The organism is Virgibacillus senegalensis, assembly GCF_000821245.2.
GTDB classification, from domain to species: domain Bacteria; phylum Bacillota; class Bacilli; order Bacillales; family Amphibacillaceae; genus Sediminibacillus; species Sediminibacillus senegalensis.
This window is the reverse complement of sequence record NZ_LN611423.1, coordinates 246,514-265,612: the sequence shown is the minus strand read 5'-3', so window position 1 is coordinate 265,612 and position 19,099 is coordinate 246,514. Positions and strand designations below refer to the sequence as shown.

Here is a 19,099-nt window from a genome sequence, read left to right as displayed (position 1 = left end):
ATTCAGTTTGCTGCTGATTAGTGGCGGTGTGGCGGCAGTTATTCTGTTCATTATTTACGAACAAAGACAAGACCAGCCACTACTGGAACTGAGTGTTTTCAAAGTCCCGACCTATGCTGTTTCCATCGTAGTGACGGCCACCGCATCGATCGGACTGTTTTCGGGTATTTTTTTATTGCCGCTATTGATCCAGAATGTGTACGGCTTGAGCGAAATCCAGACCGGCTTGTTGTTTCTGCCGGCGGCTTTATGCAGCGGTTTGTTCATGACCCTCGGCGGGAAACTGCTGGATAAAAAAGGGCCACGCTATGTGGTTCCGCCAGGGCTGCTGCTGTTGGCGGCTACCACCTTTGCCCTGGGGAACCTTCAGTTATCGACACCATTTTGGCTGATATTGCTGATCAACACGGTCCGTGGTGCGGGTCTTGGCATGTCCAATATGCCGGCGACCACTGCCGGGATGAATGCCATACCCGAAAAGCTGGTCGCTCAAGGATCGGCGATGAACAACGTATTGCGGCAAATTTTTTCTGCCTTCGGGATTGTGTTTTTCTCGATTTACTATGAAGTAAGAAGAGCGCAAATTTCCGCTGTCAGTGGATTGGCCGGAGAAGAAGCGGCCTTGCAGGCGATCAACGAAGCATTTATTTTTTCTTCGATATTGATGCTGGTTGTCGTCCCAATCTCCTTTATCTTAAAAGGAAAACCAAACAACCATACAAAAAACAGCTGATACGTGTCAGCTGTTTTTTATGGTTGGAGCTATTTGTTCTTTTTGGATTTTTGAATTTTAAAATGCAGGCCGATCAATCGAAACGAAACGACAAAGTCCAGCGTGGCGAAAATGGCCAGCAGGATCGTAATGAAATTCCAAATCGTTTCTTCTACTGATTGTGCTGCAATATAGGTGAATACAGCTCCCATTGCGAAATACAAGAAAGCCATAAACAACGGGGAAGTTCTCATAAATTGATTAGCCTCCAATTAAGATCATTTGCATTTTTTCCCATTGTTCAAGCATTTGATCAAGTTCTTCCGGGTCCACACTGAACTGGGCAATAACCGTAATCGTATTCATGGCCATATGGGTGACAATCGGGACGATGATGCGGTTCGTGTGTACATAAAGGAAGGCAAACACCAGTCCCATTCCGGTATAGGTAATGATATGGGTGAAATCCATATGGACAAGTCCGAAAATAACAGAAGATGCTAGAGCCGCGATAAAAAAGTTCGTCCGCTTGTAGAAATTACCGAAAATGATTTTCCGGAAAATGATTTCTTCTAAAATCGGTGCAATCAGGGCAGGGATGATGATGAATATCGGTGCTGCCCGTGCAATCTCCATAATCTGCATGGTGTTTTCCGAACCTGGTTTGATTCCGAGAAGCAATGTTTCAATGATAACAGCGGCATATTGCGCCATGTAAGCCATCACTACCCCGAGTACACTCCAGCCGATGATGCCGCCGATTCCGGAAGCATTGCGGTCGCTGACCTGGCGCATGTCCGGCCTTAGCAAAAGCAGGGTGATCACAAGTGCTGCAATAAAACTGATAATACTCCAGTTGACACTGAAGGTGAACCGATCTATATCGAACATATCAATGAACGGAACGAGTACAGATCCGGAAAGCTGCATGATTATATAGGTCATGATGACATACCAATATCGTTTAGGCACCTTTAACTACTCCTTCAAAAAACAGATTTACTTTACTACATCATTGTACGTATTTTAACATACAATTAGAATAGTCATGCAATAGAAGGGCTGTAAAACTCCTGCTGCAGTGTGGCTGAACAGCGGCGGGGGTACTTTTTTGCTGTCTGCAGGCCAATAAAAATTTGTCGAAAAAATTATAATTACATTGCTTGCAAAATGAAAACGAATTGATTATTATAATAACTGTGTTAGCACTCATTACTAACGAGTGCTAACAAACAAACCAATTAAATAACGGTTAGGGAGGGTTTCACACATGTTAAAGCCACTAGGTGATCGTGTCATTATTGAACTTGTCGAGCAAGAAGAAAAAACAGCAAGCGGTATCGTGCTTCCTGATTCTGCAAAAGAAAAGCCACAGGAAGGGAAAGTTGTTGCAGTAGGTTCAGGACGTGTCACAGATAATGGAGAAAAAGTTGCCCCAGAGGTAGCTGAAGGAAACCTCATCATCTTCTCGAAGTTTGCTGGTACAGAAGTTAAATACGAAGGAAAAGAATACTTAATTCTTCGTGAAAGCGACATTTTAGCTGTTATCGGCTAATAAAGCGAAGAACCATTTTACAATAACATAATTTTTTAAAGTTCAAGGAGGGCAATACAAATGGCTAAAGAAATTAAATTTAGTGAAGACGCTCGCCGTGCGATGCTTCGCGGTGTAGATACATTGGCAAACGCGGTTAAAGTTACATTGGGACCAAAAGGCCGTAACGTTGTATTGGACAAAAAATTCGGTTCCCCATTGATTACAAACGATGGTGTGACCATTGCCAAAGAGATCGAATTGGAAGACCATTTCGAAAACATGGGTGCACAATTGGTGTCCGAAGTTGCTTCTAAAACAAACGATGTTGCCGGTGACGGTACGACTACCGCTACTGTGTTGGCTCAAGCAATGATCCGTGAAGGATTGAAAAACGTTGCTTCCGGTGCTAATCCTGTAGGCGTCCGCCGCGGTATCGAACAAGCGGTAGAAGTTGCAACACAAGAACTTAGAAAAATTTCCAAGCCGATCGAAGGCAAAGATTCCATCGCACAAGTAGCAGCTATCTCTTCCGGTGATGATGAAGTAGGTAAGCTAATTGCGGAAGCGATGGAGCGCGTAGGCAACGACGGTGTTATCACAATCGAAGAATCAAAAGGCTTCAACACCGAGCTTGAAGTAGTGGAAGGTATGCAGTTCGACCGCGGATATGCATCTCCTTACATGGTTACAGACCAGGATAAAATGGAAGCTGTCCTTGAAGATCCATACATCCTGATTACGGATAAGAAAATCTCCAACATCCAGGAAGTACTACCTGTATTGGAGCAAGTCGTACAACAAGGCAAGCCGCTTCTAATGATTGCTGAGGATGTAGAAGGCGAAGCGCTAGCTACATTGGTAGTGAATAAACTTCGCGGTACATTCAACGCTGTTGCTGTAAAAGCTCCTGGCTTCGGTGACCGTCGTAAAGCAATGCTTGAAGACATCGCTACCTTGACTGGTGCAGAAGTCGTAACAGAAGATCTTGGACTGGATCTGAAAAACACCAGCATCGAACAGCTGGGCCGCGCTTCTAAAGTTGTCGTAACTAAAGACAACACAACAGTCGTTGAAGGAAGCGGAGATCCAGAAAAAATCTCTGCACGCGTAGCACAAATCCGTGCACAAGTAGAAGAATCTACTTCTGAATTCGATACAGAAAAATTGCAAGAGCGTCTTGCTAAACTTGGTGGCGGCGTCGCTGTCATCAAAGTCGGTGCAGCTACCGAAACAGAATTGAAAGAACGTAAACTTCGCATCGAAGACGCCCTGAACTCTACTCGTGCTGCAGTAGAAGAGGGTATCGTCGCCGGTGGTGGTACTGCTCTTGTCAACATCTACAACGCTGTAAAAGGATTGACGCTGACAGGCGACGAAGAAACGGGCTCCAACATCGTACTTCGTGCACTTGAAGAGCCAGTTCGTCAAATCTCCCACAACGCTGGCCTGGAAGGTTCTATTATCGTAGAACGCTTGAAAGGCGAAAAAGTCGGTGTAGGCTACAACGCAGCAAGCGGCGAATGGGTAGACATGGTTGAGTCCGGTATCGTCGACCCAACAAAAGTTACCCGCTCTGCGCTTCAAAACGCAGCATCTGTTGCAGCTATGTTCCTGACAACCGAAGCAGTCGTTGCTGATCTTCCAGAAGAAGACAACAACGCTGGCGGCGGCATGCCAGACATGGGTGGCATGGGCGGAATGGGCGGCATGATGTAAACAACCGCCCATAAACGCTGATATATCAATGTTTTTGGAGTGAAAATCGACTAAAACCCGAAAAACCTCACAAAAACATCACAAAAAACTTGATTCAGCTTGATTAAGGATGTCTCCATAAAAAGTTTTTACTTTATCGGAGGCATCTTTTTTCATTCTGTTAGTAACATGTGTATAAATCTTCATGTTGTTTTTAAATCTTCATGACCAACTCTTTCCATAATTGTTACCAGGTCTATTCCAGTTTTTTACATCACGGTATATGCGCACTGAGTATTGCGGATAGATGGAGCCAGTAATTACGGATTAGAGAGCTACTAAAACAGAGGTCTACTCTAGTGACTACTTTAGTTTATCCGGATATTTTATTATAATTGTTCTTTAATAATCTCAATAGGGTAGACCACAAGTTTATCGTGATCTAAATCCTTATTATCTTCAGTCCATATGCAGGTGGTAATAGTTCTTCTTCAAATTAATCATCACTTCTCAGCCAAATACTTGTGAAGAAAATACTTTGCTATGCGGTCTTCAACTTCAGTAGGTATCATACAGATCCTAATTCATGACGTTATTTCATAGAAGTTTCGCCATCCACTAGTATCTGATAAGAATCGTGAACAATCCGGTCAAGCATCGCATCAGCTATCTGTGATTGTCCTAGTTTAGTGCCATCCTGCTGGGTAGTACTAAGAACAGAAAATGGTAGACGTTCTCTTTAACCTTGCTTCAATAATCTCCAATACATGAAGTATGTTCTCCCCTGAAAGCTCTGTTAATAATCACTCATCAAGTATCAATAAATCTATCTTTCTATCCTTTAAATTAACTGACGAAAACTGCCATTTTACAGCTAACGAATTTTATAATTTCCTTGACAACAAAAATAACCGTCCAAGAACAGGACGGTTTCTAAGTTAAAAGATGAGACATGCTGGTTTTTGGCCGTTGATTTTGATAAAAAAGAATGGCAAAAGGATGCTCTCACTTTCCTTAGTGTTTGTAACGATATAGGTGTACCTGCAAGCATGGAAATTTCCCGATCCGGAGATGGTTGCCATGTCTGGATTTTTTTCAGTGACAAAATAGAGGCGAAAACAGCCCGTAAATTAGGGGCACTTCTTATGAACCGGACCTTGGAAAAATGGTATGAGACAGGGGTTGATTCATTTGATCGATTTTTTCCCAATCAGGATACAATGCCTAAAGGTGGATTTGGCAACTTGATTGCACTACCTTTACAACAATTCCCCAGGAAAAACAGCCACAGTGTCTTTGTTAATGAAAAATTTGAACCATATACTGATCAATGGACTTATCTGGCGTCCGTAAAAAGAATCAGTAAAAAAGCGATTGAATCAATTCTGGCAAAGCAGATTAATCCTAGCGGGTGTACTATAAAAAGTGAACCAGCAGTATATGATAGGAATAAACCCTTTGAAATCACCATCATAAGAAAAAATGGCATACATATTTCCAAAAATAAGCTTCCATCAAATATTTTGAACGAGCTAATAAACCTCGCCGTCATCGATAACCCTGAATTTTTTAAAGCCCAATCTAAAAGGCTGTCAACACACCGTATTCCTAGAAAAATTGACTGCAGTTATGAGACGGAGGGCTCGGTGGTTATCCCGCGCGGCTGTCTGACAGATATAAAAGCTATATTATCCAAGCACGAGATCAACTTCTACATCGATGATCAAACCTACAAAGGAAGCGGCCACAATTTTCATTTTCAAGGGAATCTTCTGCCAAAACAAAATGAAGCGGTCTATGCTATGAAGGTAAGTGGTTGTGGCGTCCTATCAGCGGCAACTGGTTTTGGTAAAACTGTCGTAGTAGCAGCGCTAATAGCGGAGAGAAACATCAACACATTAATCATCGTGCACACGAAGCAACTGCTTTCCCAGTGGAAAGAAAGTTTGCAGACGTTTATTAATTTGGACGGTAACAAGATTGGTCAAATTGGTGGGGGTAAAAAGAAACCAACAGGTAAAGTGGATATTGCTATGATTCAGACTTTGAGCAGATCAGAAGATGTGCGTGAAAGAGTTAAGGGATATGGACAAGTCATTGTCGATGAATGCCACCATATTTCAGCGGTAAGTTTTGAAAAAGTACTAAGGGAAGTAGAGGCTTCTTACGTTCATGGACTAACTGCAACACCAACTAGAAAAGATGGGCTTCATAAGATAGTTGCAATGCAGTGCGGGGAAATCTGTTATAAGGTTACCGCCAAAGATCAGTCAAAACTCCATCCGTTTGACCATGTGCTTATTCCACGTTTTACTAGCTTCAAAAGTGACGGAAATCTTCAAAAGGTGTATGCAAACCTGGCTATTAATGAAAAACGGAACAAGCTGATATTCAATGATGTATTGAAAGAACTTGAGAATGATTCGCACCCAATTATTTTGACTGAGCGGATTGAACATGTGCATGAATTGGAAAAGCACTTTGAAGGCTTTGCTAAGAATATCATCGTATTAACGGGTAAGCTGAGTAAGCAAGAAGAGAAAGATAGATTAAAGCTAATAGAAAATCTCTCAGATTGTGAAGAGAGGCTTATTATTGCCACTGGTAAGTATATCGGAGAAGGATTTGACAATGCTAGACTGGACACTTTATTCCTTGCCATGCCAATCGCCTGGAAAGGAACGCTCCAACAATATGTCGGTAGGTTGCATCGTGTTCATACGAATAAGAATGTTGTAAAAGTATATGATTATGTTGATTATCAGGTTCCCGAGTTGCAGACTATGTATGAAAAACGTAAGCAGGGGTATAAGTCGATGAATTACAAGATCAAAGGAAGCGATGATGAAAAGAGCAGCAGTGGGCAGCAGATGAAATTATTTTGAAAGCGGAAGAAATGAGTATTAAAAAATTAAGAGTGAATTTCAAGGTAATAGCCCCTTAAATATATTTAACCTTACAGAGTTTCATTTTAATAGCCCAATATAATGCAATCCACGTTTGGTTTTGGTGTAGTGATAATGGTCATTGTACGACCACATTATTAATCAGGGAAGAGGAGCAGGAAACTCCGTATAAGTAAAATGTACATATGCTATAATGGGACAAAAAAGAGGAAGGGATATTATGGGAGTTCCTGCAGAATTAAGGGAACAAATTTTAGAACAACTAAAATCGATTTTGAATGAACAACTCGCCAAGGAAAAAGTGCATATTTACTTATTTGGCTCCTGGGCCCGACAGGAAGAAAAACAGAGTTCGGATATCGACATTGCTATCGAATCCGACATCCCACTCTCTCCTTTTAAATGGATTGAACTAATCGAGCAAATAGAAGAGTCTACCATTCCTTACAAGGTAGATGTAGTGGATTTGCGTGATGCCAATGAAGCTTTGGTCCAACAAGTAAAAGAGGAGGGGATTTTATGGAAAGATTACGTCAACGATTAGAAGCAGCAGAAAAAGCGTTGGCTGCCTTTGAAAAGCTAGCTAACCTTAACAACCCGAACGACGTGGAACGAGATGCAGGGATTCAACGATTTGAATTCTCTTTCGAGGCTAGTTGGAAAGCGGCTAAGCAATACTTGTATGACGTAGAAGGAGTGGATGCCGGCTCTCCGAAGAGCGTCATTCGCAGCTGCAGGGAGGTTGATTTGTTAGAGGATGAAGAGGCCGTTCTGGCTTTGGAAATGGTAAATGATCGAAATTTGACCGTCCATACCTATAATGAAGAAGTGGCCATTAAAATCCACAAAAATCTTCCCCGGTATAATAACCTACTCCATCTATGGGTCGAACGGATGAAAAGTAAATGATAAAGCCCCAGCATTAGCAACTACTTCTAGTTTGTGAACCCAATATTTTAAATGCATTAGCCGAAATGGTTCAAGATCCATTTCTGTTATTCTGAAATCTAGGTGATCTTTTTGGTGACTGGATACTAAAAAACTTCCTCATGTTTTAGTAAAGCTGCCGTTGATGCTTTTCTTGGTAAACACAATAGGAGTGGTAATTAAGCGAAACCTTCTCAATAGTTATTACTCAGGTGCCTTTCTTGGCATTCTATCCTGCAGATCAAGTAACAAGTGATATAAGGAAGGGTTATTCATCGGTTATAGATACTTTGAAACAGCTGATCTATCAGTACGTTATTCATTTAGATACGGGCCATCTTATACAACTTTTAAATATAGTGACGCTGGTTTGACAGTGGGCAAATGTAAAGGATATCCCTGATTCAGAATTCGAGAAAATATAAGTGAGCTTTCGTTAGATCAGGAGGGGGAATTTATTGATTGCTCCGCCCCGGATTGACGAGAGTCAACTAGAAGACAAAGCCGAGTCAATCAACAAAATTTTCAAAAAATACTTTGACATCATTTATGTAAGCGATTACAATAATGGTAGTTCTTTAGATATTAGAAGAGAGTGATCGAACTTGCTGTTACAAGTTGACCGAAGAATTGGCAAGCAGGCGATGTTGTTGGTATTAAATGAACAATTTGAAAACGATCCTGAGTTTAATAAGCAAATTGAGCGTCAAAAGTGGCAGTTTTGTACAGGGAAAGTAGGTTCGATGGATTCACATAAGGTCGTTGCAGCTATCGAAACAGCGGCGAAAAGAAACGGTATTATCAAGGCCGATCTTTACAGGGAATTGCACGCCTTGTACCATGCGACCATCGAAGCGCTTCACGGTGTGACCCGCGGGCAAGTCCAGTTGGGTACAATATTACGGACGGTCGGATTAAGATTCGCGCTTGTGCGGGGAAATCCGTACGACAATGAAGAAGAAGGCGAATGGTTGGCCATTGCGCTTTATGGAACGATTGGTGCTCCTGTCAAGGGATTGGAGCACGAAACCATTGGATTGGGAATCAATCACATATAATGTAGCCCATAGATATTAGCGAATAGGGGGCTGTACCGAAGAAATCAAATTTTCTTCGGTACAGCCCCTTTTTATATCCACTTTATTACGGTAGAGGAAAGGAGCATAAAATGATTACATTGGAAGGACATTCATTAACGTTAGATGATGTCAAACACGTGTTGTATGATCAGGAAAAAGTGCAGGCTTCAAAGGAGAGCTGGGAATGTGTCAGCAAAAGCCGCCAAGCGGTAGAGAATGTAGTCAACGAAGGAAAAACCGTTTACGGAATCAACACCGGATTCGGAAAGATGAGTGACGTACTAATCGAAAAAGGAGATGTCGAAGAACTGCAATTGAATTTGATTCGCAGCCATACCTGCGGTGTCGGCGAACCGTTTCCCGAAATCGTCAGCCGTGCCATGGTATTGCTTAGGGCGAATGCGCTTCTGAAGGGATATTCGGGTGTAAGAAAACAACTGATAGAAAAATTGTTAGCCTTACTGAATGAGCATGTTCATCCCGTTGTTCCCCAACAAGGTTCACTTGGAGCCAGCGGTGACCTTGCTCCCCTTTCTCATTTGGCATTGGTTTTAATCGGGGAAGGGGAAGTGTTTTATAAAGGTGAGAGAATGCCGACAATGAAAGCTTTTGGCAATGTCGGACTTACGCCGATTACATTAACCGCGAAAGAAGGCCTGGCTCTAATCAATGGTACGCAAGCCATGACAGCGGTGGGAGTCGTTTCTTATTTGGAAGCGGAAAAACTCGCACTACAAACCGAAGCGACTGCTTCCGTGACGATGGAAGGGTTACGCGGAATCATTGATGCGTTTGACGAAGATATCCATTTCGCAAGAGGGTACCCGGAACAAGTTGACGTGGCAGCCCGGATGCGTCGATATCTTGATGGAAGCAATCTTATTACCAGGCAAGGGGAAATCCGGGTCCAGGATGCTTATTCACTACGCTGTATTCCTCAGGTGCATGGCGCGACTTGGCAAACCCTTAACTATGTAAAAGATAAGCTTGAAATCGAAATCAATGCGGCCACAGACAACCCACTCATTTTTGAAGGCGGCCAGAAAATCATCTCAGGCGGCAATTTTCACGGCCAGCCGATTGCATTGGCCATGGACTTTTTAGGGATTGCAGTTGCCGAGCTTGCCAACATTTCGGAACGCCGTATTGAACGGCTAGTCAATCCTCAGTTAAACGATTTGCCGGCGTTTTTAAGCGCCAAGCCGGGGCTGGAATCTGGAGCGATGATCATGCAATACAGTGCGGCTTCCCTCGTGTCTGAAAACAAAACACTTGCACATCCAGCCAGCGTCGACTCGATTCCGTCATCAGCTAACCAGGAAGACCACGTCAGCATGGGAACGATCGCGGCCAGACACGCTATGCAAATCATTACTAATACAAGAAGAGTTGTTGCAATCGAAATGATCTGTGCATTGCAGGCTTCAGAGTTTCGGGGTGTCCAACACATGGCTCCACGAACACAGAGGATATACCGGAAAGGGCGCGAGATTGTCCAATCCATAACAAAGGACCGTGCCTTTTCAAAAGATATTGAGTCTGTTGCATTATGGATGAAACAAGAAAATTGGGATTCGATTTTACATCCAGTAAGTAAAGAAAAACAATTCATATAAAGGGAGAGATGGTAATGGCAGAGGTAAAAACAAACATTCGTGCACCAAGGGGAACCACATTAAATACGAAGGGGTGGATTCAGGAGGCCGCTTATCGGATGCTGATGAACAATCTTGATCCGGAAGTGGCTGAAAAGCCTGAAGAACTTGTGGTATATGGCGGGATTGGAAAAGCGGCCCGCAACTGGGAAAGCTATCATAAAATTGTCGAAACGTTAAGGACGCTTGAAAATGATGAAACAATGCTTGTCCAATCCGGAAAACCAGTTGCCGTATTCAAATCACATACCGATGCGCCGCGTGTATTGCTTGCCAACTCAAATATTGTTCCTGCGTGGGCAAACTGGGAAACGTTCCGGGACCTTGAAAAAAAAGGCTTAATGATGTACGGCCAAATGACGGCCGGGAGCTGGATTTATATCGGCTCACAAGGTATTTTACAAGGAACATATGAAACGTTTGCGGAAGCAGCACGCCAGCATTTTAACGGTTCACTTAAAGGGACGTTAACGGTTACAGCAGGTCTCGGTGGCATGGGTGGAGCTCAGCCTCTTTCTGTCACGATGAATGAAGGGGTGGTCATTGCCATTGAATGTGATAAAAAGCGGATTCAGCGCCGGATTGATACGAAATATTGTGATTTGATGGTAGAGTCTTTGAGTGAAGCGCTCACGTTGGCGAAGGAAGCAATGAATGAAGGCAAACCCCTGTCGATCGGCCTTCTTGGCAATGCCGCTGAAATTTTGCCAGAACTCGTTCGCCGTGGTGAAGTTCCGGATCTTGTGACAGATCAAACCTCTGCACACGATCCGTTAAACGGTTACTTGCCGGCAGGGATGTCCCTTAAAGAAGGCGAAGAGCTTCGAAAAACCAATCCTGACGAATACTTGAAGCGAGCGAAATCAAGCATTAAAGACCACGTTCAGGCGATGCTTGAGTTGCAAAAGGCGGGTGCTGTTACATTTGATTACGGGAACAACATTCGGCAAGAAGCGTATAACGAGGGTCTAAAAAGTGCGTTCGATTTCCCTGGGTTCGTCCCGGCATTTATTCGCCCGCAGTTTTGCGAAGGAAAAGGTCCGTTCCGCTGGGTTGCGCTTTCGGGTGATCCAGAAGATATTTATAAAACAGATGAAGTGATATTAAGAGAGTTTGCGGATAACGAACACCTATGCAAGTGGATCAAAATGGCAAGGGAGCAGGTATCTTTTCAGGGACTTCCTTCCAGAATCTGCTGGCTCGGTTATGGAGAAAGAGCAAAGTTTGGAAAAATCATTAATGATATGGTCGCATCTGGTGAAATTTCAGCACCGATCGTCATAGGTCGCGATCATCTTGACTGTGGTTCCGTTGCATCGCCGAATCGAGAGACAGAAGGGATGAAGGACGGCAGTGACGCAATTGCCGACTGGCCGATTTTAAATGCCATGATCAACAGTGTGAACGGGGCCAGCTGGGTGTCCGTCCACCACGGCGGCGGTGTCGGAATGGGGTATTCTATGCACGCGGGTATGGTTATAGTTGCCGATGGGACAGAAGAAGCGGCGAAACGTTTGGAACGAGTCCTCACCTCAGACCCAGGTATGGGTATTGCCCGCCATGTTGATGCCGGTTACGATCTTGCGATTCAAACCGCGAAAGAAAAAGGTGTTCATTTACCAATGATGGAATAGACATTACGGGAGTGCAGGCAGTCCAGAATACTGTCTGCTTCCCATTATCTTTTACAGGGAGTGGAGAAGAGTGACACAAGAAGCAGATATACTGTTATATCAAATCGGTCAACTGTTAACGATGGATGGCAGCGAGGGGCCGGTGAAAGGCCGAAATATGAGCAAGCTCGATGTTTTGGAGGACGGCGCAGTCGCTATCAAAGACGGCAAGGTCATTGCTGTTGGAAAAACAGATGACTTAAAACACATCGAGGCAAAAGAAAAAATTGACTGTCAAAGAAAATTAGTGACACCAGGACTCGTCGAGCCGCACACGCATCTCGTATTCGGCGGATCGCGTGAGCACGAAATGGCGTTGAAACAACAAGGCGTGCCATACCTTGATATTTTGAAACAGGGCGGAGGCATTCTTTCGACCGTGCAATCCACGCGTGAAACGCCGGAGCAAGAGCTGCTCGAAAAAGCAAGATTTCATCTCAACCGGATGATGAGCTATGGAATTACAACCATGGAAGCGAAAAGCGGATACGGGCTTGACTATGAAACGGAAATGAAACAAATGCAGGTTGCGAAACAACTTCAGGAGGAGCACAAACTTGATGTGGTTTTGACCTTCCTGGGAGCCCATGCGATACCTGAAGATTATAAAAACGACCCTGATACGTTTTTAAATGAAATGATAGCAATGCTTCCCGAAATCAAAGAAAAAAACCTTGCCGAATTTGTTGATATCTTCTGTGAAACGGGTGTTTTCAGTGTAGAGCAGTCCCGTGAGTATTTACAAAAAGCAAAAGAGTCCGGTTTCGAGGTTAAAATTCATGCCGATGAAATTAATCCTCTCGGGGGAGCGGAAATGGCGGCGGAAGTCGGGGCGATTTCAGCTGATCACCTCGTCGGCACAAGCGATAAAGGCATCCAAATGCTTGCGGAAAACAATGTGATTGCTACATTGCTTCCCGGTACGTCGTTTTATCTTGGGAAAGAAAAGCATGCAAGAGCGAGAGACATGATAGAAGCTGGGGTGTCGGTTGCACTTTCGACCGATTTCAACCCGGGTAGTTCCGTAACCGAAAACTTGCAATTCATTATGAATCTGGCTGCTTTAAACCTGAAAATGACTCCGGAAGAAATTTGGCATGCGGTAACAGTGAATGCGGCTCATGCAATCGGCCGCGGGGATCAAGCAGGAATAATTGCTGTGGGCCGAGCTGCGGACATCGTCATCTGGGATGCGTCAAACTACTTGTATATTCCATATCATTATGGAGTGAATCATGTTAACACTGTATGGAAAAACGGTGAAAAAGTGTTTGAAAGAGGTGGTTGGCATGGCTGACATCCCCCATTTATGCCCTGCGGGAAAAGCGATTTTCAAAGATAGTGAAGTGACAAAGGCGCACGAACTCATCGTGCCATGGAATGGGGAAAAAGTGAAAGGCTTTGGTGTTCTTGGTGCCCCGCTTTCCAAGCCGTCTATCAGTCATTCTGGTGCGGCGAGTGCACCCGGGGCCATCCGTTCCGCTTTTTCTTCCTACACCACATATGCCATCGAGGACAATGTGGATCTGAAGTCTATCCAATTACATGATTTTGGCGACGTGAACATGCACGTGACGGACCTGATTAAATCCCAGCAACGCATTGAAGATGCATTTTATGAAGTATTCCGATCACAGACAGAAATGACTCCGATCATTTTCGGAGGTGACCATTCGATAAGCTCCCCGAGTATCAAAGCTTTTTCCAAAGCAAGGGGAACAGTCGGCGTTATTCAATTCGACGCCCATCATGATTTGCGGAATTTAACAGATGGGGGTCCTTCCAACGGTACGCCTTTCCGAAATCTAATAGAGTCCGGTGCGTTAAAAGGAGAAAACCTCGTCCAAATCGGCATCCGCAATTTTTCAAATAGCCGCGAATACCATGATTACGGGAAGCACCACGGTGTATCCATTTATACGATGAGGGATGTGCGGCGGCGCAGCATCACTGATATTTTACGAGAAAGTGTAAGTCGTTTGAAAGAAAAAGTCGATGTAATCTATGTCTCCGTTGATATGGATGTATTGGATCAAGCGTTTGCTCCCGGATGCCCCGCAATCGGCCCGGGAGGCATGGACAGCGAAACGCTTCTGGAGGCGGTGCAATATCTTGGCGGTGAAAAACCTGTACGTGCCATCGATATCGTTGAAATTGATCCGACGATTGACTTTCGTAACATGACAAGCCGGATTGCAGCGCATGTGGTATTACAATTTCTGAATAGAAGTCATAAGGGGGAAGGTTAATGGAATGGGTTGTTATTATTTCAGTTCTTGTTCTCATTGCATTGAGTTTAATGCGGGTGAATGTCATATTTGCCATTATTGTAGCTGCTGAGGTAGCCGGACTGCTGACCGGTCTCTCCTTGATAGAGACAACGAATCTACTGATTTCCGGCATGGGTGGGTTGGCCGATAGGGAGCGACATAATGTAGGCAGGGACTTTGCAAAAGGCCCTGTATCTCAATCCACGCACCCAATCTAGGGAGCGACTGGGCATCATCAAGCACAAAGAAATCGCCCTTGATATTTCAATCCACGCTCCCAATCTGGGGAGCGACTGTTTATGCCAACTATTCACGGTTAACAGTGCGATTTCAATCCACGCTCCCAATCTAGGGAGCGACGTCCATTCTCCGTCGTCATCCTGTTCTCCTACAGTATTTCAATCCACGCTCCCAATCTAGGGAGAGCGACCGATGATACCAAAACCAGCGATATACAGCTGGTATTTCAATCCACGCTCCCAATCTAGGGAGCGACGTAGATACCGTCGTCTTCGACACCTGCTTTCCGCTATTTCAATCCACGCTCCCAATCTAGGGAGCGACCGAGAGAACCGAGAGAACCGAGAGAAAGCGCCAGGGCTGCAAATTTCAATCCACGCTCCCAATCTAGGGAGCGACTCGTTTCGAGCTGAACAATAGGAGGGATGGAATTATTTCAATCCACGCTCCCAATCTAGGGAGCGACTGTCGGAAGCAGATGATGCCTTAAATGACATGGCTATTTCAATCCACGCTCCCAATCTAGGGAGCGACATGCCATGAGTGGGGTGGCATAATGGATTGGCTTACATTTCAATCCACGCTCCCAATCTAGGGAGCGACCCCAAACCGCCAAAACCGATTGTCATGGCTCCCATTTCAATCCACGCTCCCAATCTAGGGAGCGACTTGCTATTTGGTGTAATCAATACATCCGCTTTAATTTCAATCCACGCTCCCAATCTAGGGAGCGACCGATCGCGCAAAAGTGAAACGGATTACCTTTCACGATTTCAATCCACGCTCCCAATCTAGGGAGCGACCCGTATTGTATTTGATATTTAATTTTACTAATTTATTTCAATCCACGCTCCCAATCTAGGGAGCGACACTTTCAGCTGCTTCTTGGAAAACTTTTTAAATTATTTCAATCCACGCTCCCAATCTAGGGAGCGACGACAATGGTTTTGATTCGCCACGCCAACGACTTATTTCAATCCACGCTCCCAATCTAGGGAGCGACGTCAGACAGTTGACGAAATATGTCCATCGCAAAGCTATTTCAATCCACGCTCCCAATCTAGGGAGCGACGGGATGATGTGATTGTTGGTGTATGATTCATAATATTTCAATCCACGCTCCCAATCTAGGGAGCGACGTATAACTTATTTCGGTGTGCTTAGCAAAGGATATTTCAATCCACGCTCCCAATCTAGGGAGCGACGATTTTGATACCTACTTGTTGAACCAAATCACAGAATTTCAATCCACGCTCCCAATCTAGGGAGCGACCGGCTGTAAGTCGACGATTGCCTTCTTTAGTACCATTTCAATCCACGCTCCCAATCTAGGGAGCGACGTAAAAGCGTCTCCTATTAATGTGTAATCCTTATTATTTCAATCCACGCTCCCAATCTAGGGAGCGACCGTCTGTTGTTCGTCACTTGGCGTGTAGCCCGGCTATTTCAATCCACGCTCCCAATCTAGGGAGCGACGAACGGGATGAAGAACTGATCGACATGATATTTATTTCAATCCACGCTCCCAATCTAGGGAGCGACCAGCCCTGGCACTTGAATCAATTTCAAAGCTATGTATTTCAATCCACGCTCCCAATCTAGGGAGCGACGGTTTGGTAAATCCTTCGACCACCTCGATCATTATTTCAATCCACGCTCCCAATCTAGGGAGCGACAAGTACGGAAGAGAAGAGACAGCAAAGGACTTCATTTCAATCCACGCTCCCAATCTAGGGAGCGACTAAAAGTGTCATCCCCCTCGAAAAATGCATCAGATTTCAATCCACGCTCCCAATCTAGGGAGCGACAACGGGACGGCGGAGATACCATTCATCACAGAAGATTTCAATCCACGCTCCCAATCTAGGGAGCGACTCGATAGGATAGCCATTTAACGGATGACTCCGATTTCAATCCACGCTCCCAATCTAGGGAGCGACTGTATTATCGGCGGAAGGGTTTTCGACAACGCCAATTTCAATCCACGCTCCCAATCTAGGGAGCGACTCGCTTGGCTAAGCGAGTGGTACAGCAGCAACGAGATTTCAATCCACGCTCCCAATCTAGGGAGCGACTTAATGGCTGTGTTAAGAGAAGCGGTTGAGGCACATTTCAATCCACGCTCCCAATCTAGGGAGCGACCCGGGCGCTCGATGATTTCGTACTCACTGCGAAATTTCAATCCACGCTCCCAATCTAGGGAGCGACGGACGTTCAGGAAGTCCTCTACAAGCAAATAAGAATTTCAATCCACGCTCCCAATCTAGGGAGCGACTAGTTCAGCAGGCGGAAGACAAACAAAAGATACTCATTTCAATCCACGCTCCCAATCTAGGGAGCGACAGCGGTTGGCAGAGATTTGGAAATTAAGAGTAGAATTTCAATCCACGCTCCCAATCTAGGGAGCGACTTCAATGTCTTTCAGACCGGTGTATTCTCTAAGAATTTCAATCCACGCTCCCAATCTAGGGAGCGACTCCAGATTCAAGGTTTGGAAGTTGGACTTGGCAATTTCAATCCACGCTCCCAATCTAGGGAGCGACATGGTTGCGGTCCAACCGTGTTCCCGTAGGTGTTCATTTCAATCCACGCTCCCAATCTAGGGAGCGACGGTCGATTGGATATACGCCAGGCACCGTAGAGGAATTTCAATCCACGCTCCCAATCTAGGGAGCGACTTTCGGTCGCCGCGAATGCGAATTGTCTTGCATTATTTCAATCCACGCTCCCAATCTAGGGAGCGACATCATCATCGGACACGACGGACAAATCGACTTGAAATTTCAATCCACGCTCCCAATCTAGGGAGCGACAGGACCGTATCAATCAACCCTTCTTCGATATGTTATTTCAATCCACGCTCCCAATCTAGGGAGCGACTGGTCGGTGCCTTCAACCGGGCCTATTCCATCACGATTTCAATCCACGCTCCCAATCTAGGGAGCGACACCATAAAGTTGGATGTTGATTGTTCCGACGCACTATTTCAATCCACGCTCCCAATCTAGGGAGCGACGGTTAAGTACGACCAGACGGACTGGTGAAAGTTTTATTTCAATCCACGCTCCCAATCTAGGGAGCGACGGGCGGAAGGCTTGCCGTTAACAGCTGATGGCTAATTTCAATCCACGCTCCCAATCTAGGGAGCGACGGAAAAATACAAATCTTATTGTGGCCAAGACGTGATTTCAATCCACGCTCCCAATCTAGGGAGCGACCGGAGTGCTTTGAAAAGAACCAGGGCTTGATATGATTTCAATCCACGCTCCCAATCTAGGGAGCGACATACACGCATGAAGGCAATAGCTTTAAAATTTGATTTCAATCCACGCTCCCAATCTAGGGAGCGACCTTGGTCTTGTTGGCTTTCCATTTCTGATAATGTTTATTTCAATCCACGCTCCCAATCTAGGGAGCGACATCATGCATCCACGTGGATTTAAATGGACCGAGGATTTCAATCCACGCTCCCAATCTAGGGAGCGACACAAAACGGAGGGCGAGCAAATGAACGATGTCATTATTTCAATCCACGCTCCCAATCTAGGGAGCGACGATTTTGTCGATGTCCGTTTCTTCGCGCACGATATTTCAATCCACGCTCCCAATCTAGGGAGCGACTTTGCAAAATATGAGTTGATGCAATATACCGGCCTATTTCAATCCACGCTCCCAATCTAGGGAGCGACACCCGGATTGCAACAGGCAGCTGCCGAAAAACTATTTCAATCCACGCTCCCAATCTAGGGAGCGACCTGCAATCAATGGAAAAGCATGCTGGTTATGTTCTATTTCAATCCACGCTCCCAATCTAGGGAGCGACTGATGACATAAATGGCTAAATTAACAGCAAAACAAATTTCAATCCACGCTCCCAATCTAGGGAGCGACTTAGGAGGGGAAACAGTGAGTCCTAACCTGGAATTTCAATCCACGCTCCCAATCTAGGGAGCGACAGCGAGATATAGGTATACGTATCGAATATAATACTATATATTGATTTTTCTTCTTGTTAATAGAATTATCACATGTTTATTTAAACTTTTATGAGAGGTGAACCACCAATATTTCACGCGAACCCCCCGGTATTATTATGTTCACTTAAGGTTCGCAGCTAAAAAATTAAAGGTTTATCGACTTTAATTGCCGGTTTAGCACCCATATGTTTCACTTTAGTATCATGATTATTACCTAGTCGGTAATAACGCAAACTATCAACTGAGGGGTCTATAATTTCTTCAAGTGCAATTTGCAGTTGTTTTAGTTGGGTACTATCAACTATGCACTCAAATACAGAGTTTTGTACACGAACACCATATTCCTCACACTTTTTGGCAACTTTTCGCAAACGTTTTTTCCCGCTTTCAGAAGATGTTTGCACATCGTATGTGATTAATACTAACAT

General features: G+C 44.6%; 15 protein-coding genes, 3 pseudogenes and 1 CRISPR repeat array. Of the genes and pseudogenes, 14 read left to right on the top strand and 4 right to left on the bottom strand.

Going from position 1 to position 19,099, the window contains the following annotated elements; genetic code table 11:
* The coding region (locus BN1067_RS02670) for an MFS transporter (RefSeq protein ID WP_199868456.1) at positions 1-733 on the top strand (733 nt) is incomplete at its 5' end.
* 29 nt (positions 734-762) lie between these two features.
* Here BN1067_RS02670 and BN1067_RS02665 read toward each other — a convergent pair.
* Both BN1067_RS02665 and BN1067_RS02660 read right to left on the bottom strand, forming a co-directional pair.
* Positions 763-966, bottom strand: a complete 204-nt coding sequence (locus tag BN1067_RS02665) for a YdiK family protein (protein WP_053217391.1) — start codon at positions 964-966, stop codon at positions 763-765.
* 7 nt (positions 967-973) lie between these two features.
* Positions 974-1,684 (bottom strand): CPBP family intramembrane glutamic endopeptidase, encoded by a 711-nt coding sequence (locus tag BN1067_RS02660; RefSeq protein ID WP_053217390.1) that lies wholly within the window; start codon positions 1,682-1,684, stop codon positions 974-976.
* A 298-nt stretch (positions 1,685-1,982) separates the two neighbouring features.
* Here BN1067_RS02660 and groES point away from each other — a divergent pair, with 298 nt between their 5' ends.
* Together groES and groL are read left to right on the top strand one after the other, a co-directional pair.
* Positions 1,983-2,267: a co-chaperone GroES gene (groES, locus tag BN1067_RS02655; RefSeq protein ID WP_026770877.1), complete on the top strand. Its 285-nt coding sequence runs from the start codon at positions 1,983-1,985 to the stop codon at positions 2,265-2,267.
* Positions 2,268-2,327: 60 nt separating this feature from the next.
* Positions 2,328-3,965: a chaperonin GroEL gene (groL, locus tag BN1067_RS02650; protein WP_053217389.1), complete on the top strand. Its 1,638-nt coding sequence runs from the start codon at positions 2,328-2,330 to the stop codon at positions 3,963-3,965.
* Positions 3,966-4,536: 571 nt separating this feature from the next.
* On the opposite strand, the pseudogene BN1067_RS20665 reads toward groL, so the two are convergent.
* Positions 4,537-4,812, bottom strand: a pseudogene (locus BN1067_RS20665) (ATP-binding protein); the annotation flags it as partial.
* A gap of 82 nt (positions 4,813-4,894) precedes the next feature.
* Here BN1067_RS20665 and BN1067_RS20575 point away from each other — a divergent pair.
* The 11 genes and pseudogenes from BN1067_RS20575 to BN1067_RS20375 all read left to right on the top strand — a co-directional run.
* Positions 4,895-5,314 (top strand): annotated as a pseudogene (locus BN1067_RS20575) (TOTE conflict system archaeo-eukaryotic primase domain-containing protein); the annotation flags it as partial.
* A gap of 276 nt (positions 5,315-5,590) precedes the next feature.
* On the top strand, positions 5,591-6,829 hold the full coding sequence (locus tag BN1067_RS20570; protein ID WP_407701347.1) for a DEAD/DEAH box helicase: 1,239 nt from the start codon (positions 5,591-5,593) through the stop codon (positions 6,827-6,829).
* Positions 6,830-7,070: 241 nt separating this feature from the next.
* Complete coding sequence (mntA, locus tag BN1067_RS02635) at positions 7,071-7,394, top strand: type VII toxin-antitoxin system MntA family adenylyltransferase antitoxin (protein ID WP_053217387.1); 324 nt, start codon at positions 7,071-7,073, stop codon at positions 7,392-7,394.
* Entirely contained in the window at positions 7,370-7,759 is a 390-nt protein-coding gene (locus tag BN1067_RS02630; protein WP_053217386.1) for an HI0074 family nucleotidyltransferase substrate-binding subunit, read from the top strand. Before mntA ends, BN1067_RS02630 begins: the two co-directional genes overlap by 25 nt.
* A 476-nt stretch (positions 7,760-8,235) precedes the next feature.
* A complete protein-coding gene (locus BN1067_RS19745) occupies positions 8,236-8,376 on the top strand; it encodes a hypothetical protein (RefSeq protein WP_199868455.1) in 141 nt (46 codons plus the stop codon).
* A gap of 6 nt (positions 8,377-8,382) precedes the next feature.
* Positions 8,383-8,835, top strand: coding sequence for a hut operon transcriptional regulator HutP (gene hutP, locus BN1067_RS02625; RefSeq protein WP_053217385.1), 453 nt, complete (start codon positions 8,383-8,385; stop codon positions 8,833-8,835).
* Positions 8,836-8,945: 110 nt separating this feature from the next.
* Positions 8,946-10,472 carry a histidine ammonia-lyase gene (gene hutH, locus BN1067_RS02620; RefSeq protein ID WP_053217384.1) on the top strand — a complete coding sequence of 509 codons (1,527 nt, stop codon included), beginning with the start codon at positions 8,946-8,948 and terminating at the stop codon, positions 10,470-10,472.
* Positions 10,473-10,486: 14 nt separating this feature from the next.
* Positions 10,487-12,145 carry a urocanate hydratase gene (hutU, locus tag BN1067_RS02615; RefSeq protein ID WP_053217383.1) on the top strand — a complete coding sequence of 553 codons (1,659 nt, stop codon included), beginning with the start codon at positions 10,487-10,489 and terminating at the stop codon, positions 12,143-12,145.
* Positions 12,146-12,266: 121 nt separating this feature from the next.
* A complete protein-coding gene (gene hutI, locus BN1067_RS02610) occupies positions 12,267-13,481 on the top strand; it encodes an imidazolonepropionase (RefSeq protein ID WP_053217393.1) in 1,215 nt (404 codons plus the stop codon).
* On the top strand, positions 13,474-14,433 hold the full coding sequence (gene hutG / locus BN1067_RS02605; RefSeq protein WP_053217382.1) for a formimidoylglutamase: 960 nt from the start codon (positions 13,474-13,476) through the stop codon (positions 14,431-14,433). The genes hutI and hutG overlap by 8 nt, the downstream gene beginning before the upstream one ends.
* A pseudogene (locus BN1067_RS20375) lies at positions 14,433-14,588 on the top strand (sodium:proton antiporter); the annotation flags it as partial. The gene hutG and the pseudogene BN1067_RS20375, both read left to right, overlap by 1 nt.
* A 59-nt stretch (positions 14,589-14,647) precedes the next feature.
* Positions 14,648-18,650: direct repeats of the CRISPR family, unit length 33 nt; unit sequence ATTTCAATCCACGCTCCCAATCTAGGGAGCGAC.
* 158 nt (positions 18,651-18,808) lie between these two features.
* On the opposite strand, the gene cas2 reads toward BN1067_RS20375, so the two are convergent.
* A complete protein-coding gene (gene cas2, locus BN1067_RS02595) occupies positions 18,809-19,099 on the bottom strand; it encodes a CRISPR-associated endonuclease Cas2 (RefSeq protein WP_053217381.1) in 291 nt (96 codons plus the stop codon).